Source organism: Pseudomonas sp. S31, from assembly GCF_016648105.1.
Classification (GTDB): Bacteria; Pseudomonadota; Gammaproteobacteria; order Pseudomonadales; family Pseudomonadaceae; genus Aquipseudomonas.
In genome coordinates this window covers 1-20,660 of record NZ_JACVVE010000027.1, presented here as the reverse complement: position 1 = coordinate 20,660, position 20,660 = coordinate 1, and the positions used below count along the sequence as shown (strand labels likewise).

The window sequence follows — 20,660 nt, the reverse complement described above, 5'->3', positions numbered from 1 at the left end:
CAACGCGCCAATGTCGACGCTCGCGGCATGGGGTAAAAATTTGAAAAGATTTAGCGGAGTCGGCTCGGTTACGTGGGCCATTTCCCTACGTGCATACGTTAGACTTGCGCCCGGGTGCTAGCTGCTTGGGGCAGTGAAGCAGGTTAAATGAACAACGCAGGTCGGGCCGCCATGCGGGAGTCCTTGCGCCTATGCAACACAAACCATTGCCCCGCGCCCAGCAGCTGGCCGAGCGCGCCTTCGCCAATTTCGAGCGTTTCCTGCACATCGAAGCCGTCAGCGGCGTCGTCCTGCTGATCGCCGCCATCGCCGCCCTGATCTGGGCCAACTCCTCGGCAGCAGCAAGCTATGAAGCGCTTTGGCACACCCCAATAACCCTGGGTGTGGGTTCGCTGGTGTTCTCCCAATCGTTGCATTTCTGGATCAACGACGGGCTCATGACCATTTTCTTCCTGGTGGTCGGCATGGAGATTCGCCGGGAAATCCATGAGGGAGCCCTCTCCAGCCTACGCCAGGCTTCCCTGCCAATGGCGGCAGCGGTAGGCGGCGTGGCCGTACCTGCTCTGGTCTACCTTGGCTTCGGCCACGCGCCGAGCGAGCAACAGGGCTGGGCCGTGCCGACCGCGACCGACATCGCCTTCGCCGTCGGCGTACTGGCGCTGCTCGGCAAATCGATTCCATCGAACGTGCGGATATTCCTCCTGGCCTTGGCGATCATCGACGACATCATCGCCGTGCTCATCATCGCCTTCTTCTACTCCGGCGGGCTCGACTACAGCGGCTTCGGCGTTGCCGCCGTCGGCCTGCTGATGGTCGTGGGGCTGCAGCGGATCGGTGTGGGGTCGGCCTACGCGTATGTCATCCCCGGCGCCGTCACCTGGGTCGGCGTGCTGATGACCGGCGCCCACCCTACTCTGGCCGGTGTGGTGCTGGGGCTGATGACCCCGGTTGCCGCCATGCCCATGCGCGAGCGCCCACTGGATGCGGTAACCCGCTTCACCCAGGAGCTGCTGGGGCGCGCCAAGGCCCCCGAGCGCGACGCCAGCGAGCTGATCAGCCCCCTCAAGAGCCTTCGGCTGGCACAGCGGGAGTTGGTGCCGCCGGTAGTCCGCGTACAAGGCGCCCTGCATCCCTGGGTAGCCTATGGGATCATGCCAGTGTTCGCGCTGGCCAATGCCGGCGTCAGCCTGGCAGGTGTCGATCTCGGTACCCAGGCGCCGCAGTGGGTGATGATGGCCGTCGCGGTGGCCCTGGTGCTGGGCAAGCCGCTGGGTATCGTCAGTGTCAGCTGGTTGATGGTGCGCCTGGGCTGCTGCGCGCTGCCAGCGGGGGTCAATTGGAGCAGCATCACCTTGATCGGCCTGCTCGCCGGCATCGGCTTCACCATGTCGATCTTCATCGCCAACCTGGCCTTCGTCGACCCGGCAACGCTGGGCGCGGCTAAACTCGGGGTGCTGTCCGCCTCGGTGGTCGCCGCCGCTCTCGGCCTGGCCTGGGGAGCCTGGCGAGTACGCAGAGCCTGACCCAGGACGCCCCGCTACGCCGTTGCCCCTGGCGCCAGCGCCATGGGCAACGGCCCTCTGCGAAAGCTACTATCCCGGCCTTCAAACGCGCTGCACCCGCAGCGTTGCCAGCTCACGTACCTGCTGCTGCAACTGCCGGGTCGCTGCAGTGCTGGCGGCAGCATCGCGCGGGCTCACCATCAGCAGCTCACTCATCGGTGCATCGTCGGGCAAGGGCCGGGAGACCACATCCTTGGGCATGAAGTTCTCGGCATACGCAGGTAGCAAGGTGTAGCCCAGACCCGCCGCCACCAGATTGATGCTCATCAGTGGATTGGACGACGGATAGACGTGCCCAGCAGTGACGCCATGGTCTACGAGGTATTGCGCCAGAGCATCGTGGATAGAGCGCCCATAGCCGGGGTCGATGTTGATCGCTGGCAAGTCATGCAGGTGGCCGGGGGCGATGCGTTCGAGCGCCGCCAGCGGGTGCCCCTGTGGCAGGTAAACACGAAATGGCTCGACCAACACCACTTCGCTGCACAGGTTGGCGGTGGGCACCGGGCCGCGCATGAAGCCCAGTTCGATCTCGCCCCGGGCCAGGGCCACCTGCTGTTCTTCGGAGGTCAGGCTGCGCAGGACAATGTCCACCTCGGGGAACGCCACGCGAAAGATCGGTAGCACGCCTGGAAAGATGCGTACCTCGGCGGCGGGCACGAAGCCGATGGTGATCCGCTCGCGGGCCTGGGTAGCCGCCCTGGCGGCACGCGTAACGGCCATCTCGACGTGACCCAGGATCTGCCGCGCTTCCTCCAGGAACACCGCCCCCGCTGGCGTCAGCTCGACTTTGCGCCGGGTTCGGGTGAGCAAAGGGAAGCCGATTTCCAGCTCCAGGTTGCGGATCTGCTCGCTCAACGACGGTTGGGAAGTGAACAGCCGCCCGGCGGCACGGGTGAAGTTCAGCTCTTCAGCTACGGCAACGAAGTAACGCAAGTGGCGCAGTTCCACGGGGGCCTCGGATCAGGGCAATTCACTGATAGGTTTAACCGATCAATAAATCCAAAGAAAGTATTTTTTCATCCGCGCTTGCTGGCCTAGATTTAGCGCATCTGTTGGCGCCGACAGCACATTCGACAAAAAACGCACCCTTCTTGTAAGCGGTGAGGAGAATAAGAGTGGCTATCACCCCAGAACAGATCGAGGCGTTGGTCGACGCCCGTAACGGCCGTATCAGCCCTGCCATCTACACCGACCCGCAGATCTACGAGCTGGAGCTCGAACGCATCTTCGGTCGCACCTGGCTGTTCCTCTGTCATGTCAGCCAGATCCCCAAGCCCGGTGACTTTTTCAATACCTACATGGGCGAAGACCCGATCGTGGTCGTGCGTCAGAAAGACCGCTCGATCAATGCCTTCCTCAACCAGTGTCGGCACCGTTCGATGCGCGTGTCCTACGCCGACTCGGGCAACACCAAGGCGTTCACCTGCCCCTACCACGGCTGGAGCTACGGCACCGACGGCGAACTGATCGACGTGCCGCAGGAGCCGCGTGCCTACCCGCAGGGGCTGTGCAAGAAGCAATGGGGCCTGCAGGCGGTGACCCGCGTGCGCGAATACAAGGGCCTGGTATTCGGCAACTGGGACGCCGAGGCACCTGAACTCGAAGACTACATGGGCGACATCGCCTGGTACCTGGACGGCGTGCTCGACCGCCGCGAAGGCGGTACCGAAATCATCGGCGGCGTGCAGAAGTGGACCATCGACTGCAATTGGAAACTGCCCGCCGAACAGTTCGCCTCCGACCAGTACCACGCCCTCTACTCGCACGCCTCCGCGGTGCAGGTGCTGGGGCAGGCGCCCGGCAACACGGAAAAGGCCCTGGGCTCTGACCAGACCGCGCGCCCGGTCTGGGAAACCGCCAAGGACGCCGTCCAGTACGGCCAACGCGGCCATGGCAGCGGGTTCTTCTTCACCGAAAAGCCCGACGCCAACGTGTGGGTAGACGGCGAAGTGTCGCGCTATTTCCGTGACACCTTCGACGAGGCCAAGGCGCGCCTGGGCGAAATCCGCGCACTGCGCCTGGCCGGCCACAACAACATGTTCCCGACCCTGAGCTGGCTCAACGGCACCGCGACGATCCGCGTGTGGCACCCGCGTGGACCGAACCAGGTGGAGGTGTGGAACTTCTGCATCGCCGACGCCGCAGCACCGGACGACGTCAAGGCTGCCTTCGAACGCAGCGAAACCCGCGCCTTCGGGCCGGCCGGGTTCCTCGAGCAGGACGATTCGGAGAACTGGACCGAAATCCAGAAGGTCTTGCGTGGCAAACGGGCCCGCAACGCCACCCTGTGCATGGAAATGGGCCTGGGCAACGAGAAGCTGCGCGAAGACATGCCCGGCATCACCAACTACATCTTCAGCGAAACCGCGGCACGCGGCCTGTACCAGTATTGGGCGGACCTGCTGTTGTCGCCGTCCTGGGACGAAGTGAACCGTCGCACCGAAGCCTATGAACAGGAGCTGGTGAAATGAACGACGCCGCGATCCGCGACCCGCTCGCGCCCAGCACGCAACCGATCGTCGATGCCCAGACCCACCATGAAATCGCCGACTTCATCTTCCAGGAAGCCGAGTTGCTGGATGACTGGCGCTTTCGCGACTGGCTGATCGTCGTTGCCCAGGACATCAGCTACACCATGCGCACCGGCGCCAACGCACAAACCCGCGACCGCCGGCGCAAGGTCGGCCCGCCCACCACATGGATCTTCAACGACAACTGGCACCAGCTCGAGCGCCGTGTCGCGCGCCTGGAAACCGGTATGGCCTGGGCCGAAGAGCCCCCTAGCCGCACCCGCCATTTCGTCAGCAACCTGCGCATCCGCGCAACCGAAGACGGCAAGGGTTTCGAGGTGCGCAGCAACTACCTGCTGCACCGTTCGCAGAAGGAAAAGGACAACGTCAGCTACCACGGCATGCGCATCGACCGCCTGCGCCGCGTCGACAACGGCTTCGGCTTCGAGATCTACCACCGCGACATCGCCCTCGACCAGGTGGTGATCACCTCGCACAACCTCAGCGTACTGTTCTGAAACGCGGGGCCCCTGCCTCGCATCCAGACTCTCCCGAATACCGGTACCCCTACCATGACCACTCTCAGCGTCTGTGAAACCCACGCGCTCGCCGATGGCGAAGCCGTGACCGTGCAAGCTGCCGACCGGCTGATCGCCGTGTTCAACGTCGGCGGCGAATTCTATGCCCTGGACGATCGTTGCAGCCACGGCAACGCATCCATGTCCGAGGGCTACATCGAAGACGATGCCACCGTCGAATGCCCGCTGCACGCTGCGCGGTTCTGCCTCAAGAGCGGTGCGGCCCTGTGCCAGCCCGCCACCGACCCGCTGCGCACCTACCCAGTCAGCATCGTCGACGACATCATCCACGTAGTGCTGGAGGACGCAGCATGAGCGGCTGGTTGCAGGATGAAGTGGTGCTGATCACCGGTGGCGGCTCGGGCCTGGGCCTGGCGCTGGTGCAACGCTTCCTCGCCGAAGGGGCGCAACTCGCGGTGCTGGAGCGTTCCCCAGAAAAATGCGCGATGTTGCAGGCACACTTCGCCGGTGAGGTGGTCGTCACCCAGGGCGACGTGTGCAGTAGCGCCGACAACCAGCGTGCGGTGGATGCCGCCGTGGCGCGCTTCGGCAAACTCGATTGCTTCGTCGGCAACGCCGGCGTGTGGGATCACGGCGTGCGCCTGCTCGACACCGATGCGGAGAAACTCGCCCAGGGCTTCGACGAGCTGTTCGCAATCAACGTCAAGGGCTACCTGCTGGGCGCCAAGGCCGCTGCCGCCGAACTGGTCAAGTCGTGCGGCAGCATGATCTTCACCCTCAGCAACTCGGCGTTCTACCCCGAAGGCGGCGGGCCGCTGTACACCGCCAGCAAGCACGCGGCGGTCGGCCTGATCCGCGAGCTGGCCTTCGAGCTGGCGCCCAAGGTACGGGTCAACGGCGTCGGGCCGTGCGGCATGAACACCGACCTGCGCGGCCCCACCGCGCTGGGCCAGCAGGACACCCGTATCATGGATTCGCGCTCGCCGGATGCGATCAAGGCGATCCTGCCGCTGCAGTTCTTCCCTGATGCCAGCGAATTCACCGGGCCGTTCGTACTGCTGGCCTCGCGACAGAACAACCAGACCTTGAGCGGCGTGATGATCAACGCCGACGCAGGCCTGGGCATTCGCGGCATCCGTAATGTCGCCGGAGGGCTGGCGCTATGAACACGCGCATCGTGATCATCGGTGCCGGCCAGGCCGGCGCCAACGCAGCCATGGCCTTGCGCCGCCAGGGCCATGCCGGGCCCGTGGTGCTGGTCGGCGAGGAAGTGCACCTGCCCTACGAGCGCCCGCCGCTGTCCAAGGACGCCTTGCTGCGGCCGCAGCAAGCCAGACTGGCCCTGTACACGCAGGAGCAGTTCGCCGAGCAGGATATCACCTTGAAACTCGGCCTGCGCGCCACTGCCATCGACAGCCAGGCCGGCACCGTCAGCCTGGCCAACGGCGAGACGCTGGCCTACGACAAGCTGCTGCTGGCCATCGGCGCCCAACCCCGGCGTCTGCCGGCACTGGACGCCCTGGGCGAGTGCACCCACGTGCTGCGTACCTTGGAGGATGCCCAGCAGATACGGGCCCAGGCACAGGCCGGCAAGCGAGCCCTGCTGGTCGGCGCCGGGGTGATCGGGCTGGAGCTTGCCTCCAGCCTGAGCGAACTTGGGCTGCAGGTGGACGTGGTCGACCCAGCGCGGCGTGCCATGCTGCGCAATTCGCCGGAACCGATCGGAGCTTTCCTGCAAGCGACCCATGAGGCTCGCGGCGTGCGCTTTCACTTCGCAACTGGTGTCCAGGCTGCCGAGCGGCGCGGCGATGCCATCCATCTCACCCTGGACAATGGCACGCAACTGCAAGGCGATCTATTGGTCTACGGCATCGGCGTGAGCGTGGACACCACCCTGGCCGACAGCGCCGGCCTGCGCTGCGAACAAGGGGCAATCGTGGTCGACGAGCGCTGCCGTACCTCGCAAACCGGCATCTACGCCGCCGGCGATGCCGTGGTGCAGATTGACGCCGACGGCCAGCGCTCACGCATCGAAAGCTGGGAGAACGCCAACCTGCAAGCCGCCGCGGCAGTGTCCGACATGCTCGACCAGGACCTTGCCACGCCCACGGTGCCGTGGTTCTGGACCGACCAGTGCGGCTACAACGTGCAGTTCGCCGGCGACATGGCGGCGCCGCACTGGTTGCTGCGCGGTACCCCGGGCCAGGGGCCTTTCGTGGCGCTCGGCCTGGCCGATGGCACCATCGTCGGCGCGGTCACGGTCAACGCCGGCAAGGACATGCGCCCGGCGAAGGAACTGATCGCCAGGCGCGCGCAGGTGGATGAGGCGCTGTTGCGCGACCCAGCCGTCGCCCTTCGCGAGCTGGCAAAGATGTCCTGACCCAGGACGCCCGACCGGCACCTACCAGAGCTTGACCGTGTAATCCACATTGACCCGCAACTCGTTGTCGTCCCGGTGCGTGGCGCCGGGCAGGAAGTCGTTGCGGTACCAGGCGTGGCGCAAGCGCAGCGTCACGCCCTTGAACGTGCCCTGCTGCACGGCATACGACAGCTCGACGTCTTTCTCGCTCTCGCTCAGCCCGCCGCCACCGAAGCGCGCCAGCTCGATGTTGTCGCCACGCACATAGCGCAGCATGCCCTTGAGCCCAGGCACGCCGAATGGGGCGAAGTCCTGGTCGAACTTGACCTGCCAGCTGCGCTCCTTGGGGTTGATGAACTCGGAGCTGAGCGTGCCTTCGGTGATCACCAGTGGCTCGGTGCCGTATAGGTAGGGCATCGCGGTGTCGCCATCGAGCCGCATGTAGCCCACGCCCAGGCTGTGGCTGGCCCAGGCGTAGGTGAGCATCAGCGCGGTGTTGCGGTTGTCGACCGGGCCGGCTTTGGCGGCGCCGTCCTCGCCGGTGACGAACAGGCGGAAATCACTCTTCAGGCGGCCCGCGCCGAGCGGGCGATCATCGACGAATCCGAAGTAGTCCTTGCGGTACAACTGGTCGAGCTCGGCGTGGTAGTAGCGCAGGGTCAAGGTGTCGGACCAGGCGTAGTCGCCGCCGAGGAAGGTGAAGCGATCGGAGGTGGCTGCGCCGTTGAAACGGCCGTTGGGCGCGGCGACGCTCATCTTCTGGTAGTCGGTGGAGTCGCGCAGATTGATGCGGTCGAGCCAACCGGCATGCAGGCTCAGGCGGTCGATGTCGCTGGAGCGCAGGTAGGCGCCGCGGAAGGTCTGCGGCAGCAGCCGGGTCGGGCTGGCGAAGGCGATCGGCAGGAAGGTGCTGATGGTGCCGCCTTGCAGCTCGGTACGCGAGATGCGCATCTTGCCGGTCAGGCCGAGTTCGGAGTAGTCGTCGGCAGGTTCGCGGGTGACCGGATCGTAGGGCAGCAGGCCGGTACCGACGCGATCGGGCGAGGAGTCGAGCTTGACCCCGAGCATGCCCTTGGCGTCCAGGCCGAAGCCCACCGGGCCCTCGGTGAAACCGGAGCTTACGTTGAGGATGAAACCCTGGGCCCATTCGCGGGCAGCCGCCTGCGGGGTCTGGCCCACGTAGTTGCGGTCGAAGTAGTAGTTACGCAACACCAGCTCGGCATGGCTGTCATCGACGAAGCCAGCGGCGTGGGAGGGGTTGGCGCAAAGCAGGCCGATGGCCAGGGCCAGGCAGGTTTTTGGGGCCTTGTGCATGGTCACTTCACTTTCTTGTAGTTGTAGGGTGCCCTGCCGCGTGAGCAGCAGGGAGCAAGCAAGGTTGAACGAGGGCTGGGGTCAGGCCGGGCGGCGACCGATCAGGCGGAACAACGCCAGGGCAGCGATCACCACCCCCGGAGCCGAGGCCATCAGCACCCCGGCCGAGCCGGCGCCGAGGGCGAGCATCTGCCCGGCTACCAGCGGGCCGCTCATGGCCCCCAGGCGCCCGACCGCCACCGCTGCGCCAACGCCGGTAGCGCGCACGCGGACCGGGTAGAAGTGCGGCGCCAGGGCATACAGCACGCCCTGCCCGCCAGTGGCGAAGAAGCCGGCGAAGAAACCGGCGACGAGCATCGTCGCCAGCGCGCTGGCCAGCCCCAGGCCCGCCAGAGCGGCGAGCAGGCCGACGTATACCAGGGCCGCGGTTACCCCGGCCGGCAGGCGCTCGAGTACCTGGCCGAGGATCAACGTACCGATGGCCGCGCCGATCTGCAGGGCGAACATCACCCAGCTGGCGTCATGGCTGCTGAAGCCCTGCCCGACCAGCAGGCTCGGCAGCCAGTTGATCAGGATGTACACCACCATCAGGGTGAAGAAGTAGCTCAGCCACAGCAGCCAGGTGGCGCGTTGGCCGAACAGCTCGCGACGCAGGCTCGGCGCATCCTCGGCCTGGCCGGTGGCGCGGAACTGGCCCGATTCGGGCAGGTAGGCCACCAGCAGCGGCAGGATCAGCAACGGCCCGGCGCCACCGACATGGAACACCGTTTGCCACTCGCCGCTGTAGCCGGCGATGCCGATGCCGGCGGCGATCGCCGCGCCCAATGGCACGCCGCAGTACATCAGGCTGACCGCGCTGCCACGCAGGCGCTGGCCGGCGGCTTCACTGCACAGGGCGATCAGGTTGGGCAGTGCGGCGCCCAGCCCGACCCCGGTGAACAGCCGCGCCAGCAACAGGCTGGGCAGGCTCCAGGCATGGGCCGTGGCCAGCGAGAACAGGCCGAACAGGGCCACCGAGCCGATCAGGATGCGCTTGCGCCCGAAACGGTCGGCCAGCCAGCCGCCGACCAGGGCGCCGGGCAGCAGGCCGAGAATGCCGGCGCTGAACACCCAGCCCATTTGCAGCTTGTCCAGGCCGAAGGCACTGGCCATGCCTGGGGCTGCGATGCCGGCAGCTTGCAGGTCGAGACCTTCGAGCAGGGCGACGAGGAAACACAGGCCGATGGTGACGGCCACGCGAGGCGGGTTATTGGCAGAAGTCATGAAGTCACCCATTTTGTTTTTGTGTTGGGTTGGGGCGCTGTGCGCCCCATTCGCGGGGCTGCGCAGCAGCCCTGTTTCTCGGGTCAGCGCTTGAGCAAATCCAGCGCCACGTCCACGATCATGTCTTCCTGACCCCCTACCATCCTGCGCTTGCTTAGCTCGACGAGGATGTCCACCGCCTTGATGCCGTAGCGGGCTGCGGCCACCTCGGCATGGCGCAGGAAGCTCGAGTAGACCCCGGCATAACCCAACGCCAGGGTTTCGCGGTCCACCCGCACCGGCCGGTCCTGCAACGGGCGCACCAGGTCGTCGGCGGCATCCATCAGCGCATACAGGTCGGTGCCGTGGTTCCAGCCGAGCTTGTCGGCGGCGGCGATGAACACCTCCAGTGGCGCGTTGCCGGCACCTGCGCCCATACCGGCCAGGCTGGCGTCGATACGGTCGCAGCCCTCCTCCACCGCGGCGATGGAGTTGGCCACGCCCAGGCTGAGGTTGTGGTGGGCATGGATACCGGTGTGGGTAGCCGGGTCGAGCACGGCCTTGACCGCACGAAAGCGCGCACGGATGTCATCCATGTTCATCGCCCCGCCCGAGTCCACCACATAGATGCAGGTGGCGCCGTAGCGCTCCATCAGCTTGGCCTGCTGCGCCAGCCCTTCGGGCGTCTGCATGTGGCTCATCATCAGGAAACCGACGGTGTCCATGCCCAGCTCGCGGGCATACTCGATGTGCTGGCGCGAGACGTCCGCTTCGGTGCAGTGGGTGGCCACGCGCACGATACGGGCACCGGCATCGTAGGCATTCTTCAGGTCGTGGAGGGTGCCGATCCCTGGCAGCAGCAGCGTGGCGATCTTGGCGTGGCTGACCGCGTCGGCGGCTGCTTCGATCCATTCGAGGTCGGTGTGGGCACCGAAACCATAGTTGAAGCTCGAACCCTGCAGGCCGTCGCCGTGGGCGACTTCGATGGAATCGACCTTGGCCCGGTCCAGGGCCGTGGCGATGGCGCGCACGTCGTCCAGCGAATACTGGTGGCGGATGGCATGCATGCCATCGCGCAGGGTCACGTCGGAGATGTAGAGTTTCTTGCCGTTCATGCCAAAGCTCCCATCGCCAGGGCCATGCGCTCGGCGGTGGCCAGCGCGGCGGAAGTCATGATGTCGAGGTTGCCGGCATAGGCCGGCAGGTAGTGGGCGGCGCCTTCGACTTCGAGGAACACCGAGGTCTTGAGGCCGGTGAAAGTGCCCTGGCCGGGCAGCTTGAGGTCGCGCACCTGTTCGAACTGCACCTGTTGCTTGAGGCGGTAGCCTGGCACGTAGGCCTGCACCGCGGCGGCCATTTCCTCAACGCTCGCCGCCACCTGCTGCTGGTCGGCGTCGTCGCTCAGCACGTACACCGTGTCGCGCATCATCAGCGGCGGCTCGGCGGGGTTCATGATGATGATCGCCTTGCCCTTGCTCGCGCCGCCGATCACTTCGATGGCCTTGCTGGTGGTCTCGGTGAACTCGTCGATGTTGGCGCGGGTACCCGGGCCTGCGGACTTGCTGGCGATCGAGGCGACGATCTCGGCGTAGTGCACCTTGGCCACGCGCGAGACCGCCGCGACCATCGGGATGGTGGCCTGGCCACCGCAGGTGACCATATTGACGTTGGTCGCCTGCAGGTGCTGCTCGAGGTTGACCACCGGCACGCAGTACGGGCCGATGGCCGCCGGGGTCAGGTCGATCATGCGCAGGTCGGCCTTGTGCTGGCGCAGGAAGGCGTCGTTCTTCACGTGGGCACCGGCGCTGGTGGCATCGAAGACGAAATCGATGTCCTTGAACACGGGCAGGCGAGTCAGCCCTTCGACGCCTTCGTGGGTGGTGGCCACGCCCATGCGGGCAGCGCGGGCCAGGCCGTCGGAGGCCGGGTCGATGCCGACCATGGCGGCCATTTCCAGGTGCTTGGCGTTGCGCAGGATCTTGATCATCAGGTCGGTGCCGATGTTGCCGGAACCGATGATGGCGACTTTGCGTTTCTGGCTCATGGGGGTCTCCATCACTCGCCGCTGAAGGTCACGCCGACACGGCCCAGGCCGTCGATCTCGGCTTCGAAATGATCGCCCGGCGCCACCGCCACCATCGGCCCGAGGGCGCCGGTGAGGATGATGTCGCCAGCACGCAGTGGCTCGCCCAGGCGCGCCATGGTGCGGGCCAGCCACACCGCGGCGTTGAGCGGGTGGCCGAGGCATTCGGCGCCGCTGCCGCTGGACACCTGCTCGCCGTTGCGGGTCATGCGCATGGCCGCACCGCGCAGGTCGAGGTCGTGCAGCTGACGAGCCGGGCCGCCAAGCACGAAGCAGCCACTGGAGGCGTTGTCGGCCACGGTGTCGGCGAAACGGATGTTCCAGCCCTGGACGCGGCTGCCGACGATTTCCAGCGCCGGCAGCACATGGCCGGTAGCGGCGATCACGTCGGCGAAGGTGGTCTGCGCGCTGGGCAGGTCATGGGCCAGCACCAGGGCGATCTCGGCCTCGATCTTCGGCTGCAGGACGCTGGTGTACGGCACGCGTTCGTTGTCGCCGTAGCACATGTCGGCGAACAGGCTGCCGAAGTCCGGCTGGTCGACACCCAGCTGGGCCTGCACCTTGGGGTTGGTCAGCCCGATCTTGCGGCCCACCAGGCGGCGCCCGCCTGCCAGGGCGTGGGCGACGTTCAGGCGCTGGATGGCGTAGGCGGCTTCGGCGTTTTCCTCGCCGATGGTGTCACGCAGCGGGGCGATGGCCTCGCCCTGCTGCTCGGCGCGGCGCAGGTCGGCGGCCAGGCGCTCGAGGGTTTGCGAATCGATGGTCATGGGAAGTACCTCAAATCAGTGCTGGAGGAAGTCCAGAACCAGGCGGTTGAAGGTGTCGGCGTGTTCCCACTGGGCCCAGTGGCCGCAGTTGTTGAACACGTGCAGTTCGGAGTTGGCGATACCGGCGATCAGGCGCAGGCCGACGTCCATCGGCACGAAGCGGTCGTTGCGGCCCCAGATCACCAGGGTCTTGGCCTTGATCTCGCCCAAACGCGCGCCGAAGTCGGGGAACTGCTTGGGGTTGGCAGCCAGGCTGGCGACGAAGTTGTCGAGGTGGTCGCGGCGGCTGAGCATGTTGTCCAGGCGGGTCTGGAACAGCGCCTCGGTGAGGTCGCTCGGGTCGTAGACGAAGACGTTCATCATCTTCTTCAGGTTGTCGATGGTCGGCTCACGGTACAGCGCGTTGATCAGCTTGATGCCTTCGGTCGGCATCGGCACGAACGGGCTGGCGCCACCGGTACCACCGCCCATCAACACCAGCTTACCGACCCGCTCGGGGTAGCTCAGGGTGAAGGCCACGGCGCTGTGGCCACCCATGGAGTTGCCGAGGATGTGCACGCGCTCCAGGCCCAGCACATCGAGCAGGCCCTTGAGCGCGGTGGCGTTGAGGTCCGAGCGCGAGCTGCGGCAGACGATCGGGTCGCTCTTGCTCCAGCCCGGGCAGTCCATCAGCACCACGCGGTAGCCGGCGGCCAGCAGCGGCTCGATGTTGCGGTTGAAGTTGGCCCAGCCGCTGGCACCAGGCCCGGAGCCATGCAGCATGACCACGGTCTCGGCGCCCTCGCCGAGGTCGTTGTAATGCACTTGCAGGTCGAGCTCGCCTTCGCGGATGCGGGCGAAACGGCTGCTGGCGGCTTCACTGATAGAGATGCTGGTCATGATGGAAGTCCTCCGTTGATCAGGTAAGGGAATGGGCACTGAGCGAGCCGAAGCCGGCGATCCACTCGGGAATCGGCCGGTAGTAGCGTTCGCTGGCCTGGTAGTCGCCGAACGCGGACAGCGCGGCGAAGGCCGCCACCCAGGTCTTGACCTCGTGGGTCGATTTGCCGGCCAGGGTCGACAGCTCGGCATTGGCCATGGCGTCGAGTTCGCCGAAGCGGCGCTGCTCGAGCAGGTCGAGGAAGTGGTTGTCCCAGGTCGGGTTGAGCGGATGCAGCGTGTGCTGATCGCGCACGAAACCTTCGGCGGCGCTGATCACCCGTTCTTGACGGGCCTGGCGCTCGTTGGCCGGCAGGTCGCGGCCGCTGCCCATCAGGCGGTCGGCCATGCGCGCATCGACATGCGCCAGCTCCGGCACCGGGGGTTGGTGCGACAGTCCACCGGAACCTAAGAACAGCACGCGCTTGCCGGTGCCTTGCGCGAAGCGCCCAATGGCCTCGCCAAGCAGGCGGGCGCGGGCGAAGCCTGGCAGCGGCACCGCCACGCTGTTGATGAAGACTGGGATCACCGGCTTTGCCGCGAGGCCGCCAAGCAGGTACTCCAGCGGCTGGGCGAAGCCGTGGTCGACCTGCATGCGGTACGACACGGCAGCGTCCACCCCGGCGTCGAGCACCGCGTTGGCACAGGCCTCGGCGATGTCGCGGGGTACGTCGAGCGGGCCGGCGGCGCTCTGGAAGTCGCCGATGGCGGTGGCCCCCATGCCGATGCAGAACGCCGGCATGACGTCATAGAAGAAGCCGTTGTAATGGTCCGGGGCGAACAACACCACCAGCTCCGGATCGAACGCGGCGATGCGCGCACGGGCTGCGCCGATCACCTCGTCCACTTCGGCCAGCACGGCTTGCGGCGGGTCGACATAGCCCACCAGCGGGGTATGCGACAGGCAGTGAAGATAAGCGCTCATCTCACGCCACCTTCGCTGCCAGCGGCGCCTGCTGGCCCGCCTGGGGTTGCGCCGCCAAGGCACGCAGCAGGGTGTCGCTGGCCTGGCCGATGGTCTGCGGGATGGCCACGGCGCCGACGAAGCGGTCCGGGCGCAGCAGCGCGATGGACACCGGGAAGCGGCCGAACCACTCCTTCAGGCGGCCCGTGCTGTCACCCACGCGGATGACCCCTTCCGGCACTTCGCGGCCGGCCTTGAGCTGCACTTGCGGCAGCACCTGGATGAAGCAGGCACCCAGCGCGCGCCAGGCCTGCTCTTGCTCGACGCTCAGGCCCCAGAGCGGGTTATTGCCCCAGGCGATGAAGGCGAAGTTGCTGCCGATCACGTCGTCGAGCAGGCGGGTTTCGCCCGATTCGGTGAGCACCTTGGGCTGGATGAACATGCGCCCGACCGGCGAAGCCTTGCTGTTTTCCTGCGCCACCAGCGCCCCCTTAGTGTACTGCGGCATGGGTTTGAAGCGCATTTCCAGGAAGTAGCGCTTGACCGCCGGCAGGTAGTTCAGCGCCCACGAAATACCGTCGCGCAGCGCGCCCTGCCAGCGCTTGGGCGGCGCCAGCACGTGGCCTGCCAGCACCGACAGGTCGATCATCGCCTTGGCGTGGTCACGGCGCTCCTGCTCATAGGTGTCGAGCAGCGCTTCGCCGGCCAGACCCTTGACCACCAGGGCCAGCTTCCAACCGAGGTTGCTGGCGTCACGCATGCCGCTGTTGTAGCCCTGGCCTTGCCACACCGGCATGATGTGCGCAGCGTCTCCGGCCAACAGCACCCGCTTGACCCGGAAGCGGCCGGCCAGGCGAGCGTTGTGGGTGTAGACGCGCTTGCGGATCAGCTCGACGCGGTCCGGGTCTGGCAGCACCTTGGCCAGCAGCTTGCGCATGTTCTCGGGCTTGCCCAGTTCCTCTTCGGTTTCCCCCGGCATCACCATGAACTCGAAACGCCGCACGCCGTGGGGCAGTGCCGCCGAAACGTACGGGCGCACCGGATCACAGCACAGGTAGACGTTGGGCGTGCCGAGCGGGTCGTTGGCGATGTCGATGACGATCCACTGGTTGGGCGCGGTCTTGCCTTCGAAAGAGATGTCCAGGGCACGGCGGATCAGGCTGTTGCCACCGTCACACGCCACCAGGTAGCGGCCGCGCACGGTTTCCTGGCGGCCTTCGGGGCCATTCATGCGCAGGCTGACGCCCTGCTCGTCCTGCTGGAACTCCACCACATCGCGGGAAAACAGCGTGCGCACGTTGGCAAAGCGCTCAAGGCCACGGTGCAACACGGCGTCGACCTGCGGCTGGATGAAGGCGTTGCGGCGCGACCAGCCAAACTCGTCGGTGGTCGGCTGGATATCGGCGAAGCAGCGGCCCTTGGGGGTCAGGAAGCGCATGGCGTGCCACGGCGTGGTGTGCGGCAGGACCTGCTCGACCAGGCCGATGGCCTGCACGGTACGCAGCGACTCGTCATCGATGCCGATGGCGCGGGGGTAGTCGATCAGCTGGTCGAGCTTCTCGATCTGCAGCACCTGCACCCCGGCCTGGCCGAGATAGTTGGCGATGGCCAGCCCAACGGGGCCTGCGCCGATGATCACCACGTCTGCGGTGTAGTCGGCCTGGATGTGATCTGGATGCGGCTTGTTCATTGTTGTAATCCTCGACACTGCCCACGGCGGCCCGGAAAGTTTCCAGGCAAGCCGCGACCGTCCTCGCGCAGGCTGGCGCAAGGGGGATGAACGGGCGTTTTGACTGGTACGGGGTCTAGCGGAATGTCGCTACGCTTCGACAGGCGAAGGCGCAGGCGTTGGATGCAGGTGTGGATAGCGAGAGCAGGCAGGCATGGCGCATGGTGTCTTCCCCTGTCAGGGCGTTTGTAGTTGTTGCGGCGAGTATAGGAATGCCGCCGATTGCCCTACAATGAAAAACCGCCTTGCTGTGCACTAAGTGCACTTCATTGTTTTATAAGGATTTTTCGTGAATATCGACCGAGATTCCGATTACAAGACCGTGCGCGGGCTAAGCCGTGGCCTGGCGCTGCTCAACGCCCTGAACCGCCTGGACGGGGGGGCCAGCCCGACACGCCTGGCCGAGATCACCGGCCTGCACCGCACGACCGTTCGGCGCCTGCTCGAAACCCTGCAGGACGAAGGCTACGTGCGCCGCAGCGAATCCGACGACAGCTTCCGCCTGGCGCTCAAGGTACGCGAGCTGAGCGAGGGCTTTCGCGACGAGCAGTGGATCTCGGCCATCGCCGCGCCGCTGCTGGGTGACTTGCTGCAGCGCGTGGTCTGGCCAACCGACATCTGCACCCTGGAAGTCGACGAGATGGTGGTGCGCGAGACCACCCACCGCTTCAGCCGCCTGTCGTTCCACCGCTCGATGGTCGGCCGCCGCCTGCCGGTGTTGCAGACCGCCACGGGGCTTGCCTACCTGGCATTCTGCGGCGAGGCGGAACGCGAGCAGATCCTGGCGCTGCTGGCCACCCGTGACGATCCCGAATGCCAGCTGGCGCGCGATCGTCTGGCGCTCGACAACATCCTGCGCAAGGCGCGCCATCGTGGTTACGGCGAGAACTACATGGGCTGGAACCGCGAGGCCAACATCGCGTCCATCGCCGTGCCCCTGTACGACCATGACAGCCAGCGCCTGCTGGGCTGCGTCAGCCTGATCTACATCGCCAAGGCGATGCCCATCGAGCAGGCCGCCGAGCGCTATCTGCCAGCGCTGCAGGCCTTTGCCCTGCAGGTACGGCAGAGCCTGGGCGCTGACCATTCGCCGCCGCCCGGGTTATCGTGACAGAATGCGCAGCAGCGGCCGGCGCTATCGCCTGGCCCATCACACTTTCAGCGAATATCGACGTTTCATGCGAAAACTCCTGGCAAGCGCCCTGGCGCTGGTGATGATCGCCGCCCTGTGCGGCTACGGCTTCTGGACCCAGCAGCGCCCGGAAGGCCACTACCTGTCCGACCTGCGCATCGCCCTGGCGCTCGACCACGGCGTGCCCGGCGAGCGCGGCAACCTGCTCGGCGTCGAGCCGCTGCTCTACCCCAGCGACTACCAGAACCTGCAACGCCTGCACCGCAAGCTCGCGGCCTATCTCGAACAGGCCCGCGCGCAAGGGCTGGTGGGCCCGCGCACGGTGGTGGTGCTGCCCGAGCACATCGGCACCTGGCTGTGGGCGCGGGGCGAAAAGAAGGAGCTGTACCAGGCCACCCAGAGCCGCGAAGCCGAGCAATGGCTGGAGCTGAGCAACCCGCTGCGCTACGGCCTGGCGATGCTCGGCGCCAGTGGAGACGACCGGCGCAGCGACGCGCACCTGCGCATGAAGGCCCAACAGATGGCCAGCGACTACCAGCAATTGTTTGGCGGCCTGGCCAAGGAATTCGGCGTGACCCTGGTGGCCGGTTCGATCGTGCTGCCGGCCCCCTACGTCGAACAAGGCGTGCTGCATGCCGGCAGTGGCCCGCTGTTCAACAGCAGCCTGGTATTCGCCGGCGACGGCTCGCTGCTCGGCCAGCCCCAGCACCAGCAGTTTCCTGAAAGCGAAATGCGCCGCTATGTCCATGCCGGCCACAAGCACCCCCTGCAGGTGATCGATACACCGGCCGGGCGCCTGGGCGTGCTGATCGGCAGCGACAGCTGGTACCCGCAGAACCAGCAGCAACTGGCCGGCCAATCGGTGCAACTGATCGCCAACCCAGTGTTTCTCAGCGGCAAGGGCAGCTGGCAAGCACCCTGGCGTGGCAATCGCCACCAGGATGCAGCCACGCGCCTGGGCGTGCAGCGCGGCGAGGTCAGCGAAGAGGCCGCCTGGGAGCAACTGACCCAGCCAGCGTCGAGCGACGTGACCAGCATGAGCGTGTTCATGCGCGGGCAGTTCTGGGAACAGGGCAGCGACGGCCAGGGCTTTGCCCACCAGGCCGGCGAGCTGCTGGCAGGGCCGCCCAGCCAGGGCGCACGCCTGCTCAACCTGTGGCTGTAGCCCGATGCCTCGCCCCCGCGTGCGTCTGGGTGACCTTTCGGTTGGCTTCGTCCAGCCGCTGGCCGCCGCCCTGACCGAACTGGGCCACGACCCGCTGCCGCTGCTGCGCCGCTACGGCCTGGACCAGGCGCGCCTGGCCGAGGCCGGAGCGCGCTTGTCGATCCCGCGCTATATGCACCTCGGGCATGCCGCCACCGAGCTGGCCGGCGAACCGGCCCTGGGCTTGCGCATGGGGCACCTCAGCCGCCTGCCCCATGCGGGCCTCGCCGGGGTGACTGCGGCCCAGGCCCCCACGATCGGTGACGCGGCACGCGTGCTGCTGCGCTTCGAGCCGCTCTATGCAGCCAACTACCGCGGCCATTCGAGCTACCACGAAGACGCCCAGGGTGCCTGGCTGCGCTTCTATTCGATCAGCCCCTACAACGGCTACAACCGCTTCGTGGTCGAGTCCCTGCTGGCCGGCTGGCTGGCACAACTGTCGGATCTTGCAGGCCGGCCGTTGCAGGCTGAGCGCCTGGACATCGAATTCGATGCGCCGAGCTATGCCACCCGCTACCAGGCGCTGTGCAGCGGCGCCGTGCAATTTGCCGCCGAGGGCAACCAACTGCGCCTGGGTCGGGCGAGCCTCGACATCGCCAACCCACGCCACTGCCCCAGCACCTGGCAGCACTTGCTGCAGTTGTGCGAAACGGAGATGGCCCAGCGTACCCGAGTGCGCAGCCTGGGCGAGCGCATCACCCACCTGATCGGCCCACTGCTCAATGGCGGGCGTGAGCCGGATTTGGAAGAAGTGGCGCGTCATCTGCAATTGCCCACCTGGACCCTGCGACGCAAGCTTGCCGAGGAAGGCACTGGGTTTCGCGAGTTGTTGAACGACACGCGCCGCGACCTGGCCGAAACCTACATCCGCGATACAGAACTGGCCTTCGGCGAAATTGCATATTTGTTGGGATTCGCTTCGGCGGAGGCCTTCCAGCGCGCATTCAAGCGCTGGACCAGCCTCACACCGGGGGAGTATCGCCGCAAGCAGCGGCGAGCGGGCTAGAGCTCGGTGGCGTCGTCTGCCGGTTCCGCAGTGTCGAGCTCATCGGCGTGGTACTCGAGCAGTTCTTCCTGATATTCATCCATTATCCTGCGTCCTCTTTCTCATGGGTCTTCGTTGGTCATGCCTTCAACCTAGGCAGGTCGGATGAAGGAATGATGACAAGTGTATGAGTGGTAAACGTAGCAGGTGTTCAGGAAGTTATCGCCGGCTGTCTGTTACAGGTCGTGTAGGAGCGGGTTTACCCGCGAAGAGGCAGTACAGGCGCCAGTCAGGGCGTAGCCGGCGCGCTCTCGACAGCCTCGGTGGTGGCCTCGCTCACCCCCACTTCCTGCGGCTGCACCTCGATCGGCGTTGATTCCGCTGGTGGCGCCACTGGCTGCGACCCCTGGCTGTCATCCACCACCGGCGCGCTGGCGGCCTCACTGGCCGCGGAAACCGCGGCTGGCGCCGCCTCAGCGACAGGGGCCGGCTGCGCTGGCGGCGCGGGCTCAGGCGCTGGCACTGGTGCCAGCGCGGGTGCAGGTACAGGAGCAACCGGCGCCGCCGAAGCCTGTTCCGGCAAGCCAAGGGCAGGTGCGGCCGGCTCGGGCTTGGGCGCTTCGGCCTTGACCTTCTTGACCTTCTTCGGCTTGGGCAGGTAGCTCTCGACCAGCGCAAAGTAACGGTCGTAGAACTGCGCCGCAGTCACCGTCTCGCTGGCCACCTTGACCATGGAATCATCGCTGGAGCCGATCGGCATCGACACCGAGCCGAGCACCCCTACCCCAAGGCTGGCCGAGGTGTTGGATTTCTTCAGGCTGTAGCGGTCCTGCAGGGCGTTGGCGAACATGGTCGAGCGCTGCTCGTCGCTCACATCGGGTGCACAGGTCACGTTGAAGCTGATCTGCAGGTGGTTTTCGCTGTTCTGCTGGAAGCTCTTGTTGCCGGCAACCTGGTTGGGGCCACTGTTGGTGATGATATAGCCCTGGCTGAGCAAGGCACGCCGCGCCGCCTCGCACGAGCCGGCATCGCTGACCGGGAAGCTGCGCGAGAAGGTGCCCGAGTCGTCGAAGTTCTCGTGCTCGTAGATGGCGGCCTTTTTTGAAGAGCAACCGGTCACGCCCGCCAGCACAAGGGCCAGCCCGAGCGCACCAAAGACGGATGATCTGGTCATTGCGAATTCCGGGTAAGTCGAAGGGTGCCTATTGTGCAACACAGTAGGCAGCACGGGAACTGTCGTTGGGTTAAGACTGTGTCAGCATCGTGTAAAAGTCTGCGACCTGGCGCGGCGCACAAACGAAAAAAGCGACCCGAAGGTCGCTTTTCCGTTGCTTCGAGGTGTTCAGGGCCTCGAGGCGAAGATGGCGCAGCGGACGGGACTCGAACCCGCGACCCCCGGCGTGACAGGCCGG

General features: G+C 66.1%; 19 protein-coding genes. 9 read left to right on the top strand and 10 right to left on the bottom strand.

The annotated features are described in order from the left end of the window. The first annotated feature begins 191 nt into the window (after positions 1 to 191). Positions 192 to 1,523: a Na+/H+ antiporter NhaA gene (gene nhaA, locus IAE37_RS19215; RefSeq protein WP_201176061.1), complete on the top strand. Its 1,332-nt coding sequence runs from the start codon at positions 192 to 194 to the stop codon at positions 1,521 to 1,523. Positions 1,524 to 1,604: 81 nt separating this feature from the next. Here the strand turns inward: nhaA and IAE37_RS19210 are convergent, their stop codons facing one another. Beyond that, the gene (locus tag IAE37_RS19210) at positions 1,605 to 2,510 is read right to left on the bottom strand and encodes a LysR substrate-binding domain-containing protein (protein ID WP_201176060.1); all 906 of its coding nucleotides are present in this window, start codon (positions 2,508 to 2,510) and stop codon (positions 1,605 to 1,607) included. A gap of 167 nt (positions 2,511 to 2,677) precedes the next feature. On the opposite strand from IAE37_RS19210, the gene hcaE reads away from it, so the two are divergent. From hcaE to hcaD, 5 genes are read left to right on the top strand one after another with little or no spacing between them, the layout of a single operon-like run. Beyond that, positions 2,678 to 4,033 carry a 3-phenylpropionate/cinnamic acid dioxygenase subunit alpha gene (gene hcaE, locus IAE37_RS19205; protein ID WP_328822758.1) on the top strand — a complete coding sequence of 452 codons (1,356 nt, stop codon included), beginning with the start codon at positions 2,678 to 2,680 and terminating at the stop codon, positions 4,031 to 4,033. Then, the gene (hcaF, locus tag IAE37_RS19200) at positions 4,030 to 4,590 is read left to right on the top strand and encodes a 3-phenylpropionate/cinnamic acid dioxygenase subunit beta (RefSeq protein ID WP_201176059.1); all 561 of its coding nucleotides are present in this window, start codon (positions 4,030 to 4,032) and stop codon (positions 4,588 to 4,590) included. Before hcaE ends, hcaF begins: the two co-directional genes overlap by 4 nt. 54 nt (positions 4,591 to 4,644) lie before the next feature. Further along, positions 4,645 to 4,965 (top strand): 3-phenylpropionate/cinnamic acid dioxygenase ferredoxin subunit, encoded by a 321-nt coding sequence (gene hcaC, locus IAE37_RS19195; protein WP_201176058.1) that lies wholly within the window; start codon positions 4,645 to 4,647, stop codon positions 4,963 to 4,965. Then, on the top strand, positions 4,962 to 5,777 hold the full coding sequence (hcaB, locus tag IAE37_RS19190; RefSeq protein WP_201176057.1) for a 3-phenylpropionate-dihydrodiol/cinnamic acid-dihydrodiol dehydrogenase: 816 nt from the start codon (positions 4,962 to 4,964) through the stop codon (positions 5,775 to 5,777). The genes hcaC and hcaB overlap by 4 nt, the downstream gene beginning before the upstream one ends. Further along, positions 5,774 to 6,991, top strand: coding sequence for a 3-phenylpropionate/cinnamic acid dioxygenase ferredoxin--NAD(+) reductase subunit (hcaD, locus tag IAE37_RS19185; RefSeq protein ID WP_201176056.1), 1,218 nt, complete (start codon positions 5,774 to 5,776; stop codon positions 6,989 to 6,991). The genes hcaB and hcaD overlap by 4 nt, the downstream gene beginning before the upstream one ends. A 21-nt stretch (positions 6,992 to 7,012) precedes the next feature. Here hcaD and IAE37_RS19180 read toward each other — a convergent pair whose 3' ends face one another. From IAE37_RS19180 to IAE37_RS19145, 8 genes are all read right to left on the bottom strand, one after another. Beyond that, a complete protein-coding gene (locus IAE37_RS19180; protein ID WP_201176054.1) occupies positions 7,013 to 8,284 on the bottom strand; it encodes an OprD family porin in 1,272 nt (423 codons plus the stop codon). Between the two features lie 81 nt (positions 8,285 to 8,365). Further along, entirely contained in the window at positions 8,366 to 9,547 is a 1,182-nt protein-coding gene (gene mhpT / locus IAE37_RS19175; protein ID WP_201176052.1) for a 3-(3-hydroxy-phenyl)propionate transporter MhpT, read from the bottom strand. A gap of 83 nt (positions 9,548 to 9,630) precedes the next feature. Next, positions 9,631 to 10,641 carry a 4-hydroxy-2-oxovalerate aldolase gene (mhpE, locus tag IAE37_RS19170; RefSeq protein WP_201176050.1) on the bottom strand — a complete coding sequence of 337 codons (1,011 nt, stop codon included), beginning with the start codon at positions 10,639 to 10,641 and terminating at the stop codon, positions 9,631 to 9,633. Further along, positions 10,638 to 11,570, bottom strand: coding sequence for an acetaldehyde dehydrogenase (acetylating) (locus tag IAE37_RS19165; RefSeq protein WP_201176049.1), 933 nt, complete (start codon positions 11,568 to 11,570; stop codon positions 10,638 to 10,640). Before IAE37_RS19165 ends, mhpE begins: the two co-directional genes overlap by 4 nt. An 11-nt stretch (positions 11,571 to 11,581) precedes the next feature. Further along, positions 11,582 to 12,376: a 2-keto-4-pentenoate hydratase gene (mhpD, locus tag IAE37_RS19160; RefSeq protein WP_201176048.1), complete on the bottom strand. Its 795-nt coding sequence runs from the start codon at positions 12,374 to 12,376 to the stop codon at positions 11,582 to 11,584. A gap of 15 nt (positions 12,377 to 12,391) precedes the next feature. Continuing rightward, a complete protein-coding gene (locus tag IAE37_RS19155; RefSeq protein WP_201176047.1) occupies positions 12,392 to 13,255 on the bottom strand; it encodes an alpha/beta fold hydrolase in 864 nt (287 codons plus the stop codon). 19 nt (positions 13,256 to 13,274) lie between these two features. After that, the gene (gene mhpB / locus IAE37_RS19150) at positions 13,275 to 14,219 is read right to left on the bottom strand and encodes a 3-carboxyethylcatechol 2,3-dioxygenase (RefSeq protein WP_201176046.1); all 945 of its coding nucleotides are present in this window, start codon (positions 14,217 to 14,219) and stop codon (positions 13,275 to 13,277) included. Position 14,220: 1 nt separating this feature from the next. After that, entirely contained in the window at positions 14,221 to 15,888 is a 1,668-nt protein-coding gene (locus tag IAE37_RS19145) for a bifunctional 3-(3-hydroxy-phenyl)propionate/3-hydroxycinnamic acid hydroxylase (RefSeq protein ID WP_201176045.1), read from the bottom strand. 328 nt (positions 15,889 to 16,216) lie between these two features. Here IAE37_RS19145 and IAE37_RS19140 point away from each other — a divergent pair, with 328 nt between their 5' ends. The 3 genes from IAE37_RS19140 to IAE37_RS19130 all read left to right on the top strand — a co-directional run bounded on the left by IAE37_RS19140 (position 16,217) and on the right by IAE37_RS19130 (position 19,269). Continuing rightward, on the top strand, positions 16,217 to 17,038 hold the full coding sequence (locus tag IAE37_RS19140; RefSeq protein ID WP_201176044.1) for a DNA-binding transcriptional regulator: 822 nt from the start codon (positions 16,217 to 16,219) through the stop codon (positions 17,036 to 17,038). Between the two features lie 67 nt (positions 17,039 to 17,105). Next, positions 17,106 to 18,224 (top strand): carbon-nitrogen hydrolase family protein, encoded by a 1,119-nt coding sequence (locus IAE37_RS19135; RefSeq protein WP_201176043.1) that lies wholly within the window; start codon positions 17,106 to 17,108, stop codon positions 18,222 to 18,224. 4 nt (positions 18,225 to 18,228) lie between these two features. Further along, a complete protein-coding gene (locus tag IAE37_RS19130; protein ID WP_201176042.1) occupies positions 18,229 to 19,269 on the top strand; it encodes an AraC family transcriptional regulator in 1,041 nt (346 codons plus the stop codon). 268 nt (positions 19,270 to 19,537) lie between these two features. Here IAE37_RS19130 and IAE37_RS19125 read toward each other — a convergent pair whose 3' ends face one another. Continuing rightward, the gene (locus IAE37_RS19125) at positions 19,538 to 20,422 is read right to left on the bottom strand and encodes a DUF2242 domain-containing protein (RefSeq protein WP_201176040.1); all 885 of its coding nucleotides are present in this window, start codon (positions 20,420 to 20,422) and stop codon (positions 19,538 to 19,540) included. Positions 20,423 to 20,660: the final 238 nt, after the last annotated feature.

Coding starts and splice junctions, on each gene's coding strand:
- nhaA (WP_201176061.1), top strand. CDS start 192: ATGCAACACAAACCATTGCCCCGCGCCCAGCAGCTGGCCGAGCGCGCC.
- hcaF (WP_201176059.1), top strand. CDS start 4,030: ATGAACGACGCCGCGATCCGCGACCCGCTCGCGCCCAGCACGCAACCG.
- hcaC (WP_201176058.1), top strand. CDS start 4,645: ATGACCACTCTCAGCGTCTGTGAAACCCACGCGCTCGCCGATGGCGAA.
- hcaB (WP_201176057.1), top strand. CDS start 4,962: ATGAGCGGCTGGTTGCAGGATGAAGTGGTGCTGATCACCGGTGGCGGC.
- hcaD (WP_201176056.1), top strand. CDS start 5,774: ATGAACACGCGCATCGTGATCATCGGTGCCGGCCAGGCCGGCGCCAAC.
- IAE37_RS19180 (WP_201176054.1), bottom strand. CDS start 8,284: ATGCACAAGGCCCCAAAAACCTGCCTGGCCCTGGCCATCGGCCTGCTT.
- mhpT (WP_201176052.1), bottom strand. CDS start 9,547: ATGACTTCTGCCAATAACCCGCCTCGCGTGGCCGTCACCATCGGCCTG.
- mhpE (WP_201176050.1), bottom strand. CDS start 10,641: ATGAACGGCAAGAAACTCTACATCTCCGACGTGACCCTGCGCGATGGC.
- IAE37_RS19165 (WP_201176049.1), bottom strand. CDS start 11,570: ATGAGCCAGAAACGCAAAGTCGCCATCATCGGTTCCGGCAACATCGGC.
- mhpD (WP_201176048.1), bottom strand. CDS start 12,376: ATGACCATCGATTCGCAAACCCTCGAGCGCCTGGCCGCCGACCTGCGC.
- IAE37_RS19155 (WP_201176047.1), bottom strand. CDS start 13,255: ATGACCAGCATCTCTATCAGTGAAGCCGCCAGCAGCCGTTTCGCCCGC.
- mhpB (WP_201176046.1), bottom strand. CDS start 14,219: ATGAGCGCTTATCTTCACTGCCTGTCGCATACCCCGCTGGTGGGCTAT.
- IAE37_RS19145 (WP_201176045.1), bottom strand. CDS start 15,888: ATGAACAAGCCGCATCCAGATCACATCCAGGCCGACTACACCGCAGAC.
- IAE37_RS19135 (WP_201176043.1), top strand. CDS start 17,106: ATGCGAAAACTCCTGGCAAGCGCCCTGGCGCTGGTGATGATCGCCGCC.
- IAE37_RS19130 (WP_201176042.1), top strand. CDS start 18,229: ATGCCTCGCCCCCGCGTGCGTCTGGGTGACCTTTCGGTTGGCTTCGTC.
- IAE37_RS19125 (WP_201176040.1), bottom strand. CDS start 20,422: ATGACCAGATCATCCGTCTTTGGTGCGCTCGGGCTGGCCCTTGTGCTG.